Source organism: Micromonospora sp. D75 (assembly GCF_018070405.1).
GTDB lineage: Bacteria > Actinomycetota > Actinomycetes > Mycobacteriales > Micromonosporaceae > Micromonospora > Micromonospora chalcea.
On record NZ_JAGPXV010000065.1, the window covers coordinates 1 to 15,329 of the forward strand.

Annotated in this window: 14 protein-coding genes and 1 pseudogene; 5 read left to right on the forward strand and 10 right to left on the reverse strand. The window is 72.9% G+C overall.

Annotation, left to right across the window (positions count from 1 at the left end):
- The 4 genes from KBX39_RS06570 to KBX39_RS06585 all read left to right on the forward strand — a co-directional run.
- On the forward strand, positions 1-862 hold an 862-nt coding region (locus KBX39_RS06570; protein WP_210869580.1), incomplete at its 5' end, for a PLP-dependent aminotransferase family protein.
- Positions 863-949: 87 nt separating this feature from the next.
- Positions 950-1,459: a SigE family RNA polymerase sigma factor gene (locus KBX39_RS06575; RefSeq protein WP_043327033.1), complete on the forward strand. Its 510-nt coding sequence runs from the start codon at positions 950-952 to the stop codon at positions 1,457-1,459.
- Positions 1,456-2,295, forward strand: a complete 840-nt coding sequence (locus KBX39_RS06580; RefSeq protein ID WP_064448593.1) for a hypothetical protein — start codon at positions 1,456-1,458, stop codon at positions 2,293-2,295. The genes KBX39_RS06575 and KBX39_RS06580 overlap by 4 nt, the downstream gene beginning before the upstream one ends.
- A gap of 36 nt (positions 2,296-2,331) precedes the next feature.
- Positions 2,332-3,921 (forward strand): DUF4139 domain-containing protein, encoded by a 1,590-nt coding sequence (locus KBX39_RS06585; protein WP_210869581.1) that lies wholly within the window; start codon positions 2,332-2,334, stop codon positions 3,919-3,921.
- 72 nt (positions 3,922-3,993) lie between these two features.
- Here the strand turns inward: KBX39_RS06585 and KBX39_RS06590 are convergent, their stop codons facing one another.
- The 10 genes and pseudogenes from KBX39_RS06590 to KBX39_RS33175 form a co-directional block, all read right to left on the reverse strand.
- The gene (locus tag KBX39_RS06590; RefSeq protein WP_043327037.1) at positions 3,994-4,263 is read right to left on the reverse strand and encodes a GlsB/YeaQ/YmgE family stress response membrane protein; all 270 of its coding nucleotides are present in this window, start codon (positions 4,261-4,263) and stop codon (positions 3,994-3,996) included.
- A 110-nt stretch (positions 4,264-4,373) separates the two neighbouring features.
- The gene (locus KBX39_RS06595) at positions 4,374-5,300 is read right to left on the reverse strand and encodes an ion transporter (RefSeq protein ID WP_312246464.1); all 927 of its coding nucleotides are present in this window, start codon (positions 5,298-5,300) and stop codon (positions 4,374-4,376) included.
- Positions 5,301-5,432: 132 nt separating this feature from the next.
- Positions 5,433-6,539: a magnesium and cobalt transport protein CorA gene (locus tag KBX39_RS06600; protein WP_043327041.1), complete on the reverse strand. Its 1,107-nt coding sequence runs from the start codon at positions 6,537-6,539 to the stop codon at positions 5,433-5,435.
- 58 nt (positions 6,540-6,597) lie between these two features.
- Entirely contained in the window at positions 6,598-7,278 is a 681-nt protein-coding gene (locus KBX39_RS06605) for a response regulator (RefSeq protein WP_043327043.1), read from the reverse strand.
- A pseudogene (locus tag KBX39_RS06610) lies at positions 7,275-9,641 on the reverse strand (DUF4118 domain-containing protein); the annotation flags it as partial. The gene KBX39_RS06605 and the pseudogene KBX39_RS06610, both read right to left, overlap by 4 nt.
- Before the next feature lie 27 nt (positions 9,642-9,668).
- Positions 9,669-10,550: a potassium-transporting ATPase subunit C gene (locus tag KBX39_RS06615; RefSeq protein WP_210869583.1), complete on the reverse strand. Its 882-nt coding sequence runs from the start codon at positions 10,548-10,550 to the stop codon at positions 9,669-9,671.
- Positions 10,550-12,724: a potassium-transporting ATPase subunit KdpB gene (gene kdpB, locus KBX39_RS06620; RefSeq protein WP_210869585.1), complete on the reverse strand. Its 2,175-nt coding sequence runs from the start codon at positions 12,722-12,724 to the stop codon at positions 10,550-10,552. Before kdpB ends, KBX39_RS06615 begins: the two co-directional genes overlap by 1 nt.
- Before the next feature lie 20 nt (positions 12,725-12,744).
- The gene (gene kdpA, locus KBX39_RS06625; RefSeq protein WP_210869587.1) at positions 12,745-14,400 is read right to left on the reverse strand and encodes a potassium-transporting ATPase subunit KdpA; all 1,656 of its coding nucleotides are present in this window, start codon (positions 14,398-14,400) and stop codon (positions 12,745-12,747) included.
- Positions 14,400-14,489: a K(+)-transporting ATPase subunit F gene (kdpF, locus tag KBX39_RS06630; RefSeq protein ID WP_036343797.1), complete on the reverse strand. Its 90-nt coding sequence runs from the start codon at positions 14,487-14,489 to the stop codon at positions 14,400-14,402. Before kdpF ends, kdpA begins: the two co-directional genes overlap by 1 nt.
- A 184-nt stretch (positions 14,490-14,673) precedes the next feature.
- Positions 14,674-15,093, reverse strand: a complete 420-nt coding sequence (locus KBX39_RS33175; RefSeq protein WP_223201253.1) for a hypothetical protein — start codon at positions 15,091-15,093, stop codon at positions 14,674-14,676.
- Positions 15,094-15,144: 51 nt separating this feature from the next.
- Between KBX39_RS33175 and KBX39_RS06640 the strand changes: the two genes are divergently transcribed.
- On the forward strand, positions 15,145-15,329 hold a 185-nt coding region (locus KBX39_RS06640; RefSeq protein WP_210869589.1), incomplete at its 3' end, for a hypothetical protein.

Here is a 15,329-nt window from a genome sequence, read left to right on the forward strand (position 1 = left end):
GCAGGCGTTGGACCTGATCGCCCGGGTGGTGCTCGAACCGGGCGACCGGGTGGCGGTGGAGGAGCCCGGCTATCCCCCCGCCCGGCGGCTGTTCGCCGGCCACGGCGCGCGGGTCGTGCCGGTGCCCGTCGACGACCAGGGCCTCGACGTTCGCGCGCTACCAGGCGACGCGCGGCTGGTCTACGTCACCCCGTCCCACCAGTTCCCGCTGGGCGTCCGGATGTCCCCGGCCCGCCGGGCGGCGCTGCTGGACTGGGCGGCGGCCCGGGACGCGGTGGTCGTGGAGGACGACTACGACACCGAGTTCCGCTTCTCGGCCCGCCCGCTGGACCCGTTGCAGACGCTGGACCGGGCCGGGAAGGTCGTCTACGTCGGCACGTTCTCCAAGACCCTGCTGCCCATGCTGCGCCTCGGTTTCCTGGTCGCCCCGGCGTCGCTTCGCCCGGCGCTGCTGGCCGCCCGGCAGCTCACCGACTGGCACGGCGACCACACCACTCAGGCCGCGCTGGCCCGGTTCATCGACTCCGGCGAACTGGCCCGGCACATCCGCAAGGCGACCCGGGTGTACGCCGAGCGGCGCGACCTGATCGACGCCGCGTTGCGATCCGACCTCGCCGACTGGCTCGACCCGGTGCCGTCGACGGCGGGCCTGCACCTGTGCGCGCGGCTGCGCCCGGAGACCGGCGTCGACCTGCCGGAAGTCGTCGCCCGGGCGGCGGAGGCCGGCGTCACGGTACGCGAGATCGCCGGTTACCGGGCGGGCCCGCCCGGCCCGACCGGTCTGGTGCTCGGCTACGGCGCCGTCGGCACCGCCGACGTGCCCGACGGGCTCCGGTTGCTCGCGCGCAGCTTCCGCGGCTGACCGTCGGCGACGCGGATTCCTCCGGGCTTCGAGCAACCCCGGGAGCCTCACCTGGCGTGACTATCCCGAATCTGATCGGAGGTCCGGATGAGTGATCGCGACACGGCGTTCGCGGAGTACTTCTCGGCGAGGCACCGCGCCATGCGCGCCACCGCGTATCTGCTCTGCGGTGACTGGCACCGCGCGGAGGACCTGGTCCAGACCGGGTTCACCAAGCTGTACCTGGTCTGGAACCGGGTCGACCGGCACGACGCGCTCGACTCCTACGTGCGCCAGATCATCGTCCGGTCCTTCCTCGACGAACGGCGGCGGGGCTGGTGGCGGCGGGAACGGGTGGGCACGCCCGACGCCGATCCACCGGCGCCCGCGAGTCCGTCCGAGGACCGGCTCGTGGTGCTCCAGGCGCTCGCCGCCGTACCGCCCCGGCAGCGCGCCGTCCTGGTCCTCCGCTACTGGGAGGACCTGCCGGTCGACGAGGTGGCGGCGCTGCTGAACTGCTCGCCGGGAACGGTGAAGAGCCAGTCCGCCCGGGGCCTGGACACGTTGCGCGGCCTCCTGTCACCCATGCACTCATCGAGCGAGAAGGGGCAACGATGAACGGAGACCAGCTGCGCGAGGCGCTTCGCGACGAGATGCTCGGCGTCGCCGCGCCGCCGCGACCGAGCACGGACGGCATGCTGCGCTCCGCCCGCCGGGCACGCAACCGGCGCCGGGTCATCCGGGCGTGTGCCGGATCGGCGACGGCGGTACTCGCCGTCGCGGGTGTCGTGGCCCTCGCCACCCCGGACGGCGGCGACCGGCGCCCGCCCGCCGCGCTGCCGCAGACCGCCCCGTCGCCGGACGACAGCGCCGAGCCGATGCCGACCGGGCCCGACGGCCTGCCCCAGGAGGACCGCACCGCGCGGGCGGGCACCCGGTACCACAAGGCCGTCCTGCTGCTCGACCAGCTCGTCACAGTGGTGCCCGCCGGCTACACCGCTGAGAAGACCGTCTCCAGCAAGACCGGGAAGGAGACGCTGGGCACGCACGAGGCCAACTTCATCGGACGGGCCGACGGCGCCGAGCTGTGGAGCTACACGGCCTCGGTCGACGTGGCGAAGGGGACGTGGAGGGGACGCCTGCTCACCGAGGTGCACACACCGGGGAACCCGCTGCCGACCGAACCGTGTGGCCTGGCGCGCGCGTTCTGGGGCATGGGGGGCATGGGGGGCGAGTGCCAGCCGATGACCGTCGGCGACGCGACTGTGGGTGTGGTGGTTCGTCCCGGCGCGGACGACCGGTTCGACCAGTGGGCGGCCTACCGGCACCCCGACGGCATGGTGGTCTTCGTGGCGCAGGGCGCGTACGACAGGCAGACATCCGCGTCCCCGCTGCCGTTCACCGCGCGCGAACTGGCGACGCTCGCCGTCGACCAGCGGCTGCACCTTGGGTAGCCCCGAGGTGGGCGCGGCTGAACTACCCTCGCGCCCGTGAACACTGTGGAGATCGATGCGCCAGTCGTCGGTGTGACCGTCTACCCGGACCGCGCGCGGGTCACCCGCCGGGGTGGCCTCCGGCTCGCCGCAGGGGAACATCGGGTACGCGTCGCGCCGCTCCCGCTGGGCCTGCGGCGGGACTCGATCCGGGTGGGCGGTCACGGCCCGGCCACCGTGCTCGGTGTCGACGTGACCGCCCACCGGCAGGCCCGCAGCACCGACGCGCAGGTCGTCGAGCTGGAACGGCGGCGGCGGGAACTCGCCGACGAGGTGGCCGAGGTCGAGGACACGGACGCGATCGAGGCCCAGCGCGGCGAGTTCCTCACCCGGCTGGCCGAGCGCGCCGGTGGCACGTACGCCCGGGCCCTGGCCGCCGGCGACGCGGCCCCGGCCGACGTCGCGGCCTTCACCGAGTCGGTGTCCGGACAGCTCGCCGAGTCCCGGGCCCGGCGGCGCGGGCTGGCCCGGCGGCGCACCGACCTGGCGGAGGAGCTGGCCGCCGTCGACCGCGAGCTGGCGGCGGCGCGCGGCAAGCGGGCGCCGGACCGGCTGGCCGCCGAGGTGTCGGTCTCGGTGGACGCCGACGACGCCGAGGTGGAGCTGGAGCTGACCTACCTGGTGGACGGCGCCCGCTGGACCCCCTCCTACGACCTGCGGCTGGTCGGCGACACCATGACCGTCACGTGGTTCGGGCTGGTCAGCCAGGACACCGGGGAGGACTGGCCGGAGTGCGAACTCCTGCTCTCCACCGCCCGCCCGGCGGCGGCGAGCGGCGTACCCGAACTGTCGCCCTGGTATCTCGACCGGCTCCGCCCGCAGCCGCCGATGGCCGCGTCGGCCGCGTCGTTCGACGGGACGTTGCCACCCCCGGCGCCCGGCGCGGCGCCGGCGGGCCGGGCCGGCGCGGCCCGATCGGCGGCGGTCCGGCCGGCCGTGCGGGAGAACGTGGCCGAGGTCGAGCAGGGCGTCACGGCGGCGACCTACCGGCCCGCCCGGCCGGTGGCGGTGCCGGCCGACGGCAGCGCGCACCGGGTGACGGTCGCGGCGCTGGAGCTGCCGGCCCGGCTGGACCACGTCAGCGTGCCGGTACGCGCCGCCGAGGCGCACCTGCGGGCGACGGTACGCAACACGTCCGACCACACGCTGCTGCCCGGCCCGGCGTCGGTGTTCCACGGCGCGGACTTCGTCGCGGCGACGCGGTTGACCATGTGGGCGCCGGGCGAGGAGACCGAGCTGGCGCTGGGGGTCGACGACCGGGTACGGGTGGAGCGGAAGCTGCACCGGCGTACCGAGAGCAGGGCGACGCTCGGGTCGACGCGGCGGCGGGAGGTGGAGTACCGGATCACTGTCGCGAACCACACGCCCCGCCCGGCCACCGTCGAGGTGCGCGACCAGTTGCCGGTGTCCCGGGACGAGTCCGTGGTGGTACGCGAGACGACGCTGACGCCGCCGCCCGCCGAGCGTACGGAGCTGGGCGAGCTGACCTGGCGGCTGTCGCTCGCGCCGGGCGAGAGCGGCGAGATCGCGCTGGGCTTCCGGGTGGAGCTGGCCAAGGGCGTCGAGCTGACCGGCTGGCGGGAGTAGCCGCACGCAGGCGTTAGGAAGGGCCCCTTCTTATGCAGAATGCGTTAAGAAGGGGCCCTTCCTTCGGTCCGGTCAGACGCGGCGACGACCGTACAGGCCGGCGAAGATCGCGACGCCGATGGCCGCGAAGCCGACCTGGAGCGCCAGCTCGATCCAGTCGATGCCGGGAGTGTCGGCGACGCCGAACGCGCCGGCCACCAGGGTGCCGACGAGCGCGGCGACCACACCGATGAGCAGGGTCAGCCAGATCGGGATGTTCTGCTTGCCCGGCACCACCAGGCGCCCGAGCGCACCGATGACCAGGCCGATGATGAGCGCGGTGAAGAAGCCCGTGATCTCCACGAGAGGCGTCCCTTCCCTCGGATGTGTTGGCGCCTCGCTGGTTGCCCCGATCAACCGTCCGGCCAAACGTACGGTCCGATTTCGTCACAGAACTGTCATGACCGGGCCGGTCAGTGCTCCGAGTGCTGGCGGCGGCGCGGCGCGCCGGGCGGCTCGTCCCGGTCGATGCGCAGTTCCCGCTCCAACTCGGCGATGACCATGCGCAGGTCGTCCAGGCGCTGACTGATCGCGATCCGGTCCACCTCGTCCGGTATCCCGTCGCCGTCTTCGTCGTAGTCCGGCGCCAGCCCTTCGGTCATCTCCAGCCGGCGCGCCTCCTCCATCGAGTTGACGATGACCGCGATGAGGATGTTCAGCAGCAGGTTGACCGCGATCATCACGAAGCTGACGTAGTAGAGAAGCGTCCACGGTGACACCTCAAGGCCCTGTTCCAGCAGGTCCGGCAGCGTCTCCAGGGACAGCAGCACGAACAGCGTGACGAGGGAACGGCCGATGTCGCCGTACTGCTCGGGGTAACGGTCGCCGAAGATCAGCCAGCCGGCCATGCCGTACACGTAGAGCGTGACGGCGGCGAGCGCGAGGAACCCGGCGACGCCGGGCAGGCTGCGCCACAGCGCCGTGACGATGGTCCGCAGGCCGGGCGAGAAGCGGACCAGCCGCAGCACCCGGGCGACCCGGATGAACCGCAGCACGCCCGAGTCGCCGTGCAGTCCCGGGATGAAGATGGCCGCGGTGACCAGCAGGTCGAAGACGTTCCAGCCGTGCCGGAAGAAGTCCTGCGGGCGGCGGCCGTACGCGAGGATCCGGATGGTGATCTCCAGGACGAAGGCGGCCCGGAACATCAGCTCCGTCCACCGCAGCACCGGCCCGGCGGCGCCCAGGTTCGGGTACGTCTCGATACCCAGCACCACTCCGTTGGCCATGATGAGCACCACGATGGCCACCTCGAACGGCCGGGACGCGACGAGCCGGGCACAGTGGCCCGCCAGCCCTCGCCTCCCCGTGCTCGTCCGGCGACCGCCGCGCGGGGTCGGCACCGTGTCCCCGATCAGCGCCTACCTCCACGACACGAGGTCCGGGCAACGTACGGACGACGGGGGGTAGTCACCCGGACACTTTAGTGGATCACCGACGGCGCGCGGTCACGGCCGAGGCCCGGCCGGCCCGGCTCACAGCCAGCCGCGGCGCTTGAACAGCAGATAGAGCGCGCCGCAGACGGCGAGCATCAGGGCGAGCGCGAACAGATAGCCGTACCGCCAGCCCAGCTCCGGCATGTGCCCGAAGTTCATCCCGTACACGGTGCCGATCAGGGTCGGCGCGAACAGGATGGCGGCCCAGGCGGAGACCCGCTTGATCTCCTCGTTCTGCTCGAAGCTGGCGGCGGTCAGGCTGCGCATCTCCTCGTTCTGCGCCTGCGAGACCAGCGTGGCGTTGACGGTGAGGATGTTCTGGAGCAGGTGCCGGAACCCGTCCACCCGCTCCACCACCTGGGTGAGGTGGTCGGCCACATCGCGCAGCCGACGGCGCAGCTCCTCGTCCGTGCCGTACTTGTCGAACCCGTGTGCCAGCTCGTCCACCACCTTCAGCAGCGGGCGGGCGGCCCGCTGGAACTGGATCACCTCGCGGCTCAGCTCGTAGATGCGGCGGCTGGCGTTCGGGTCGCCGCCGAACACCTCGGTCTCGACCTCGTCGATGTCGTTCTCCAGCCCGGCCACCACCGGCGCGTAGCCGTCCACCACCCGGTCGAGCACGGCGTAGAGCACCGCTTCCGGGCCGAGCGCGAGCACGTTCGGCTCGGCCTCCAGCCGCCGTCGTACGCCGGCCAGGTCGGGCGTGCCGCCGTGCCGCACGGTGATCACGAATCCGGGCCCGAGGAACAGGTGCAGCTCGGCGAACTCGACCGCGTCCCGCTCGTCCAGGTATCGGGCGGCGCGCAGCACCACGAACAGGGTGTCGCCGTAGCGTTCCAGCTTGGGGCGCTGATGGGCGTTGATCGCGTCCTCGACGGCCAGGTCGGGGAGCTGGAACTCGGCGGCGAGCGAGGCGATCTGCTCGCGGCCCGGCCGGAGCAGCCCGATCCAGGCCATCGCGTCGTCGAGCTGCTGCAGGCAGCGGTACGTGTCGGCGAGGCTGACCGGCGACGCCCGCCGTACCCCGCCGACGTAGACGCCGCTGTCGACCAGCCCGTCGGGGCGCTCCGGCTCCGCCGCGCCGGCGTCGATGGCGTGTTCGTCCAGTTGCCGGCCGAACCCCTCCGAGGACCGGTTGCCCGCCATGCCCCTCCCCCGCAGCCCGACCGGCTCGCCGAGTCCCCCGCCGAGGCGGTCGCAAACGTCAGGGGCGGTAGCGGTAGCCCATCCCCGGCTCGGTGATCAGGTGCCGGGGCCGGGCCGGGTCGTCCTCCAGCTTGCGCCGCAACTGGGCCATGTACTGCCGCAGGTAGTTCGTCTCCTGGTGGTACTCCGGCCCCCACACGTCGTGCAGCAACTGGCGCTGGCTGACCAGCTTGCCCGGGTTGCGCAGCAGCTTCTCCAGCATCGCCCACTGGGTGGGGGTCAGCTTGACCTCGACGCCGTCGTCCCGGGTGACGGTCCGGTCGGCCAGGTCGACCGTGTTGCGGCCGATCCGCAGCGCGGGCACGGCGGGCGTGGCCGGGGCGAGCCGCCGGGTCACCGCCCGGATGCGGGCCAGCAGCTCGTCCACCCCGAACGGCTTGGTGACGTAGTCGTCGGCGCCCGCGTCGAGCGCGGCCACCTTGTCCTCGCTGCCGGCCCGGCCGGAGAGCACGATGATCGGCACGGCGGTCCAGCCGCGCAGGCCCCGGATCACCTCGGTGCCGTCCAGATCCGGCAGGCCCAGGTCGAGCACCACCAGGTCCGGCGGGTGCCCGGCGGCGGCCTTGAGCGCGGCGGCGCCGCTGCCTGCGACCTCCACGTCGTAGCCCCGGGCGCGCAGGTTGATCCGCAGGGCGCGCAGGATCTGCGGCTCGTCGTCGACGACCAGGATCCGGGTCATTCCTGCGGCCCTTCCGCGTGCGGGGCGGCCGGCAGCCGCAACACCATGGTGAGTCCGCCGCCGGGCGTGGTCTCCGGGGTGATGCTGCCACCCATCGCCTCGGCGAGACCCCGGGACAGCGCCAGCCCGAGGCCGACGCCGGTCTGGTTGTCCCGGTCGCCGAGGCGCTGGAACGGCAGGAAGACGTGCTCCCACTGGTCCTCCGGGATGCCCGGCCCGGTGTCGATCACCCGCAGCTCGACCTGCCCGGCGTGCGCGCTGCCGGTGATCGTCGGCGGGCGGCCGGGCGGGCTGTGCCGCAGCGCGTTCGACACCACGTTGACGAGCACGCGCTCCAGCAGGCCCGGGTCGGCCAGCGCCGCCGGCAGGTCGGCCGGGATGTCCGTGGTCACCTCGGCCGCCGCCGGGCCCAGTTCGTCGAGGGCCCGGGGTACGGCGTCCTCCAGCCCGATCGCGGTGGTGGTGACGCCCAGCGCGCCGGCCTGCAGGCGGCTCATGTCGAGCAGGTTCGCCACCAGCCGGCCCAGCCGGTCCAGCGACTCGTCGGCGGTGGCCAGCAGTTCCTCCCGGTCGTCCGGGTCGAACTCGACGTCGTGGCTGCGCAGGCTGCTCACCGCGGCCTTGGCCGACGCCAGCGGCGTACGCAGGTCGTGGCTGACCGCCGCGAGCAGCGCGGTGCGCATCCGGTCGGCGGCGGCCAGCGGGCGGGCGGTGGCGGCCTCCTCGGCCAGCCGTTCCTGGCGCAGCGCGACGGCGGCCTGCGCGGCGAACGCCTCCACCACCCGGCGGTCGGCCGCCTCCAGCCGCCGGCCGGCGAGCACCACGCTGAGCCGGTCGTCGACCGGCACCACCGTCTCGCCCGCGCCCGGGCTACCGGGCGGCCGCTCGCCGACGCTCGCCACCACCCGCCAGGCGTCCGCGTCCCGGGCGCGCGCCGGGCGTCCGCCGGCCTCGTCGGTCAGCTCCAGCACGCTCACCGCGCGCAACCCGAACGTCTCCCGCAGCCGGTCCAGCAGGGCGGGCAGCGGCCGCTCGCCGCGCAGCACGCTGCCCGCGACGGTGGCCAGGGTCTGCGCGTCGGCGGAGGCCCGGGCCGCCTCCCGGGTACGCCGGGCCGCCACGTCGACCACCCAGCTCACCGCGATGGCGACACCGACGAACACGCCGAGGGCGAGCAGGTTGTCCGCCTCGGCGATGGTCAGCGTCCGGTACGGCGGGGTGAAGAACCAGTTGAGCAGCAGCGAGCCGCCGAGCGCGGCGACCAGCGCCGGCCAGAGCCCGCCGACCAGCGCCACGCCCACCACACCGGCGAGGAACAGCAGGATGTCGTTTGTGAGCGTGAGGTCGGGCAGCGTCCGCAGCAGCAGCGTGAGCAGGGGCATGCCGAGCACCGCGAGCGCGTACCCGATCAGTCGCCGGCGTCGCGACAGCGCGGCGGGCACCGACGTGCCCCGGCGCCCGCGGCCCGCCTCGGGGTGGGTGACCAGGTGCACGTCGATCGGGCCGGACAGCGCGGTGGTGGTCACCCCGACGCCCCGGGCGAACACCTGCGCGAACCGGCCCCGGCGGCTCGCGCCGAGCACGAGCTGGGTGGCGTTGACGCCCCGGGCGAAGTCCAGCAGTGACGCCGGGATGTCGGTGCCGAGCACCTGGTGGTACGTGCCGCCGAGGCTCTCCACCAGCACCCGCTGCCGGGCCAGCTGGGCCGGGTCGGCGCCGGCCAGCCCGTCGCTGCGGGCGACGTGCACGGCGAGCAGGTCGGCACCCTTGCTGCGGGCGGCGATCCGGGCCGCCCGGCGGATCAGCGTCTCGCCCTCCGGGCCGCCGGTCAGCGCGACGACCACCCGTTCCCGCGCCTCCCAGGTGTCGGAGATGCCCTGCTGGGCCCGGTACGCGTCGAGCTGCTCGTCGACCTTGTCGGCCAGCCAGAGCAGCGCCAGTTCGCGCAGCGCGGTGAGGTTGCCGACCCGGAAGTAGTTGCCGAGCGCGGCGTCGATCTTGTCGGGCCGGTAGATGTTGCCGTGCGCCATCCGGCGGCGCAGCGCCTCCGGCGTCATGTCCACCAGCTCGACCTGCTCGGCGGCGCGGACCACCTGGTCCGGCACGGTCTCCCGCTGGGTGGTGCCGGTGATCTGCGCGACCACGTCGTTGAGCGACTCCAGGTGCTGCACGTTGACCGTGGACAGCACGCTGATGCCGGCGTCGAGCAGCTCCTGCACGTCCTGCCAGCGCTTCTCGTGCCGGGAGCCGGGCACGTTGGTGTGGGCCAGCTCGTCCACCACGACGACCTCGGGCCGCCGGGCCAGCACGGCGTCCAGGTCCATCTCGGTGAACTCGACGCCCCCTGTTAACGCCTCGCGAGGTGAAGGGGGCCCTTCTTAACACTTCCGTCAGCGCGCCGGGAACGCCTCGTCCAGCGCGAGGTTGAGTTCCAGCACGTTCACCCCCGGCTCGCCCATGAAGCCCAGCGCCCGACCGGTGGTGTGCTCGGCGACCAGCCGCCGTACCGCCGCCGGGTCCGCGCCGCGCTCCCGCGCCACCCGGGCCACCTGGATCCGGGCGTACGCCGGGGAGATGTGCGGGTCGAGGCCGCTGCCGCTGGCGGTGACCGCGTCGGCCGGTACGGCGGGCCGGGCCGGGGCGTCCCCGCGGACCGGGGTGACGATGCCGCCCTCGGCCACGTAGTCGTGACCGGGCCGCGCCGCCTCCACCGGTACGCCCTGCCAGGTGGTGACGAACGGCGTCGCGGGCGCAGCCTGGTTGACGCTCACCACGCGGGTGATCCGGCCGGTGAGCCCGTCGGCGCGGAACACGGCGAGCACCGCGCCCACCCCGTCCGGCGTGCAGTACGGGCGCCGCCCGTCCACGCCGTCCAGTTCGCCGACCGCCTTGCTGCGGGCGCAGACCTGGGTGAGCAGGCTCGACGTGGAGTCGGCGGGGTCGGCGGAGAGCGTGTCCACCACGCTCTCCGGGCCGAGGTTGCCGGCCGCGGTGGCGGTCGGGTCGTAGCCGTCCCCGGCGGCCGACGGGCGGGACTGGAAGTAGCGCGGGATCGGGTTGCCGTCCGCGTCGGTGAACGACTGGCCGATCAGCGAGCTGCCGACGGTACGGCCGTCGACGGTGAGCAGTGACCCGTCGGCCCTGCCGTCGAGGCCTGGGAGCCGGCCGGCGGCGACCAGGGCGAGCGGGTAGAGCAGGCCGAGCAGCACGGTGAAGACGAGCACCGCGAGCAGGGCGGCCAGGTGCTGGGAGAGCCAACTGGGAAGGCGCATCACGAGATCCCCGGGACGAACTGGACGAGCAGGTCGATGAGCTTGATGCCGACGAACGGCACCACGATGCCGCCGAGGCCGTAGAGCCACAGGTTGCGGCGCAGCAGCGCGGACGCGCTGGCCGGGCGGTACCGCACACCGCGCAGGGCCAGCGGGATCAGCGCCACGATGACTATCGCGTTGAAGACGACGGCGGAGAGGATCGCCGACTCGGGGCTGGCCAGGCGCATGATGTTCAGCCGGTCCAGCGACGGGTAGATGCCGGCGAACATGGCCGGGATGATCGCGAAGTACTTCGCGATGTCGTTGGCGATGCTGAACGTCGTCAGCGCGCCCCGGGTGATCAGCAACTGCTTGCCGATCTCCACGATCTCGATCAGCTTGGTCGGGTCGGAGTCGAGGTCGACCATGTTGCCGGCCTCCTTCGCCGCCGACGTGCCGGTGTTCATGGCCACGCCGACGTCCGCCTGGGCCAGCGCGGGCGCGTCGTTCGTGCCGTCGCCGGTCATGGCGACGAGCCGGCCGCCCTCCTGCTCCTTCTTGATCAGCGCGAGCTTGTCCTCCGGCGTGGCCTCGGCGAGGAAGTCGTCCACGCCCGCCTCGTCGGCGATCGCCTTCGCGGTACGCGGGTTGTCGCCGGTGATCATCACGGTGCGGATGCCCATCCGGCGCATCTCGTCGAAGCGCTCCCGCATTCCGGCCTTGACGACGTCCTTGAGGTGGATGACGCCGAGCGCCCGGGCCGGTTCCCCGGCGACGTGCTCGGCCACCACGAGCGGTGTGCCGCCGGTGCCGCTGATCGCGTCGACCAGTTCACCGACCTGCTCGGTCGGGTGGCCGCCGTTGTCGCGTACCCACTTCATCACCGCGGCGGCCGCACCCTTGCGGACGTGCCGGACACCGCCGTCGGCGTCGAGGTCGACGCCGCTCATCCGGGTCTGCGCGGTGAACGGTACGAACGTGGCGTGCGGGATCAGGCCGGGCTCGCGCTCGCGCAGCCCGTACTCGTTCTTCGCGAGCACCACCACCGAGCGGCCCTCGGGGGTCTCGTCGGCCAGGCTGGACAGCTGCGCCGCGTCGGCGAGCGTGGCCGCGTCGACCCCGGTCACCGGCATGAACTCGGCGGCCTGCCGGTTGCCGAGCGTGATCGTGCCGGTCTTGTCCAGCAGCAGCGTGTTGACGTCGCCGGCCGCCTCGACCGCCCGGCCGCTCATCGCCAGCACGTTGCGCTGCACGAGCCGGTCCATGCCGGCGATGCCGATAGCGGACAGCAGCGCGCCGATGGTGGTCGGGATGAGACAGACCAGCAGCGACACGAGTACGACGCCGGTGACGCCGGAGTCGGTGATCGCCGCGGTGTCCGGCGCGGCGGCCTGGTAGCCCTTCGCGAAGATCGCCATGGGCTGGAGCGTGACGACGGCGAGCAGGAAGACGATCGTCAGCGCGGCCAGCAGGATGTTCAGCGCGATCTCGTTCGGCGTCTTCTGCCGGTTGGCGCCCTCGACCAGCGCGATCATCCGGTCGATGAAGCTCTCGCCCGGCTTCTGGGTGATCCGCACGACGATCCGGTCGGAGAGCACCCGGGTGCCGCCGGTGACCGCGCTGCGGTCGCCGCCGGACTCCCGGATCACCGGGGCGGACTCGCCGGTGATCGCCGACTCGTCGACGCTGGCGATGCCCTCCACGACGTCGCCGTCACCGGGAATGACCTGCCCGGCCTCGACCAGGACGACGTCACCCTGGCGCAGTTGCGGCGCGGGCACCGCCTCGTCCCGGTACGCGTTCGCGGCGGCGCCGGGAGTCCAGCCGACCAGTCGGGTGGCGACGGTGTCCTGCTTGGCCCGGCGCAGCGTGTCGGCCTGCGCCTTGCCGCGCCCCTCGGCGACCGCCTCGGCCAGGTTCGCGAAGATCACCGTGAGCCAGAGCCAGACCGTGATCGCCACGGCGAACACCGACGGGTCGGTCACCGCGAGCACAGTGGTGAACAGCGCGCCGATCTCCACGATCAGCATCACCGGGTTGCGCCACAGCGTGCGCGGGTCGAGCTTGCGCAGCGCGTCCGGCAGCGACGCGATCAGCTGGCGAGGGTCGAGCAGCCCGCCGCCGACCCGGTCGTCGCGGCGCCCCGGCGTACCTGCCACCGGCGCTTCGGCGGTCTGCACAGGTGCTGTCATGTCCTTGTCTCTCATGGTGGTCACAGCCCTTCGGCCAGCGGGCCGAGCGCGAGCGCGGGAAGGAAGGTGAGCGCGACGAGGACCACCGTGACGCCGACGACCATGCCGACGAACAGCGGCCGGTGGGTCGGCAGGGTGCCCTCGGAGGCGGGTGTGGGTTGCTGGCGGGCCAGTGAGCCGGCCAGCGCGAGCACGAAGATGATCGGCAGGAACCGGCCGAGCAGCATGCAGAGCCCGAGCGCGGTGTTCCACCACGGCGTGTTCACGGTGATGCCGGCGAACGCGGAGCCGTTGTTGTTGCTGGCCGACGTGAACGCGTAGAGCACTTCGGACAGCCCGTGCGGCCCGACGTTCAGCGCTGTCGAGGCGTTGCCGGTGGCGAACGCTGCGGCGGTGCCGGTGAGCACCAGCGCCGGGGTGATCAGGAAGTACATCGAGGCGAACTTGATCTCGCGCGAGCCGATCTTCTTGCCCAGGTACTCCGGGGTGCGCCCGACCATCAGCCCGGCCACGAACACCGTGATCACCGCGAGGATCAGCAGCCCGTACAGGCCCGCGCCGACGCCGCCGGGCGCGACCTCGCCGAGCATCATGTTGCCCAGCGTCATCATGCCGCCCAGCGCGGTGTACGAGTCGTGGAACGAGTTGACCGCGCCGGTCGAGGTGAGCGTGGTGGCCGCCGCGAACGTGGCCGAGTTCGACACGTCGAAGCGCACCTCCTTGCCCTCCAGCGCCGCGCCGACCGCCTGCGGCACCGTGCCGTCGCCGGTCAGCTCGAAGACGTTGGTGAGGGTGATGCTGGCGAGCGCCAGGATCGCCATCACGGCGACGATCGCGTAGCCCTGCCGCTTCTGCCCCACCATCCGGCCGAAGACCCGGGGCAGGCTGAACGGGATCACCAGGATCAGGAAGATCTCCAGCCAGTTCGTCCACGCGGTCGGGTTCTCGAACGGGTGGGAGCTGTTGACGTTGTAGAAGCCGCCGCCGTTGGTGCCCAGCTCCTTGATGACCTCCTGGCTCGCCACCGGTCCGCCGGTGATCGTCTGGGCGCCGCCGGTCAGCGTGGTCACGTCGGTGCCGCCGGAGAGGTTCTGCACCACGCCGCCGAGCATCAGCGCGAGCGCGCCGAGCACCGCGATCGGCAGCAGGATCCGCAGCGTGACCCGGGTCAGGTCGACCCAGAAGTTGCCCAGCTCGCCGGTGCGGCTACGGGCGAAGCCCCGGACCAGCGCCACCGCCACGGCGATGCCGACGGCGGCCGAGACGAAGTTCTGCACCGCCAGGCCGGCCATCTGCACCAGGTGGCCCATCGTCGACTCACCCGAGTACCACTGCCAGTTCGTGTTGGTCACGAACGACACAGCGGTGTTCCAGGCGCCGTGCGGCACCACCGGGTCGAAGCCCAGCGAGAGCCACAGGTGGTTCTGCAGCCGCTGGAACGCGTACAGGAACAGCAGGGAGACGGCCGAGAAGGCCAGCACCGAGCGGGCGTACACGCCCCAGGTCTGCTCGGCGGCCGGGTCGACCCCGACCAGGCGGTAGATCCCCCGCTCGACGCGGGACGACCGGGTTCCGGCGACCACGCGGTACATGTGGTCGCCGAACGGCCGGTGCACGGCGACCAGCGCCACCACCAGCGACAGGACGAAGAGCACGCCGGCTGTGGTCATGCTCATCAGAAGCGCTCCGGGAACAGCAGGGCGACGACCAGGAACACGCCCAACCCGATCGCCAGCACCAGGCCGACGGCGTTGACGGCGCTCACAGCTTCTCCACGCCCCTCACCACGAGGGCGAGAGCCGCGAACAGCCCCACCGTCAGCAACACGAACAGCACGTCAGACACGGCTGATCTCTCCTAGCGGAAGATGTCCTCGCGACCGCCTCCCGGCCGCGCCGGGCAATCACAACGCCGTATCCGCCGGACCGACAGGGGTCTTGACGCGACCATCACGCGCGACGGCGGTTTCTTGACGCGCTTTTCACGCCACCTCCGTGGGCGGTGATCCGGGTCACCGGACGGGCCTCGGCCCCGATCGACCGGAGGTGCCGGTAGCCGGTGCCGAGCACCGCGGCGAACCCGATCGGCACGGCCTGGGACCAGGCGTCACCCGGGCCGGTCAGCTCGCCGTAGCGGTGGGCGAGGAACCCGACGAAGACCGCCGCACCCAGCGCGGCCACCGCCGCGACCGCGCGCAGATCGGCCACCACAGCGGCGTACGCCCCGACGACGCCCGCCATCACCAGGACCCGCCCGGGCCGCTCGTCGGGTGTGAACACCCCGGCCGCCACCAGCGCCGCGCCGACCACCACGACGGCGCCGGCGGCCACCCGGAATCCGGTGCACCCGTCCGCCCGTTCTCGTCCCATGTCCGCCTCCCGCGTCGGTACGTCCCTCGCGGGCCATACCAGCCGGGCCGGGTGGGCACGGTCGACGGCTTTGACGGATCCGGTACGGGCGGGCCGGGACTTTTCACGCCGCCTTCACGGACCGCCCGGCGCGGGGACCGTGACGGGCGGTCCGCCGCCTACGCTGGCCCGGTGACCACCGAACTCACAGTGCTGTCGGACGTGGTCTGCCGAGGTGTGCCGGTGGGCGGCGCTCG

Bases quoted from the DNA above. Each gene is read 5' to 3' on its own strand.
- KBX39_RS06605 (WP_043327043.1), bottom strand. From the start codon at position 7,278: ATGACCCGGATCCTGGTCGTCGACGACGAGCCGCAGATCCTGCGCGCC.
- kdpB (WP_210869585.1), bottom strand. From the start codon at position 12,724: ATGACAGCACCTGTGCAGACCGCCGAAGCGCCGGTGGCAGGTACGCCG.
- KBX39_RS06575 (WP_043327033.1), top strand. From the start codon at position 950: ATGAGTGATCGCGACACGGCGTTCGCGGAGTACTTCTCGGCGAGGCAC.
- KBX39_RS06580 (WP_064448593.1), top strand. From the start codon at position 1,456: ATGAACGGAGACCAGCTGCGCGAGGCGCTTCGCGACGAGATGCTCGGC.
- KBX39_RS33175 (WP_223201253.1), bottom strand. From the start codon at position 15,093: ATGGGACGAGAACGGGCGGACGGGTGCACCGGATTCCGGGTGGCCGCC.
- kdpA (WP_210869587.1), bottom strand. From the start codon at position 14,400: ATGAGCATGACCACAGCCGGCGTGCTCTTCGTCCTGTCGCTGGTGGTG.
- KBX39_RS06600 (WP_043327041.1), bottom strand. From the start codon at position 6,539: ATGGCGGGCAACCGGTCCTCGGAGGGGTTCGGCCGGCAACTGGACGAA.
- KBX39_RS06615 (WP_210869583.1), bottom strand. From the start codon at position 10,550: ATGCGCCTTCCCAGTTGGCTCTCCCAGCACCTGGCCGCCCTGCTCGCG.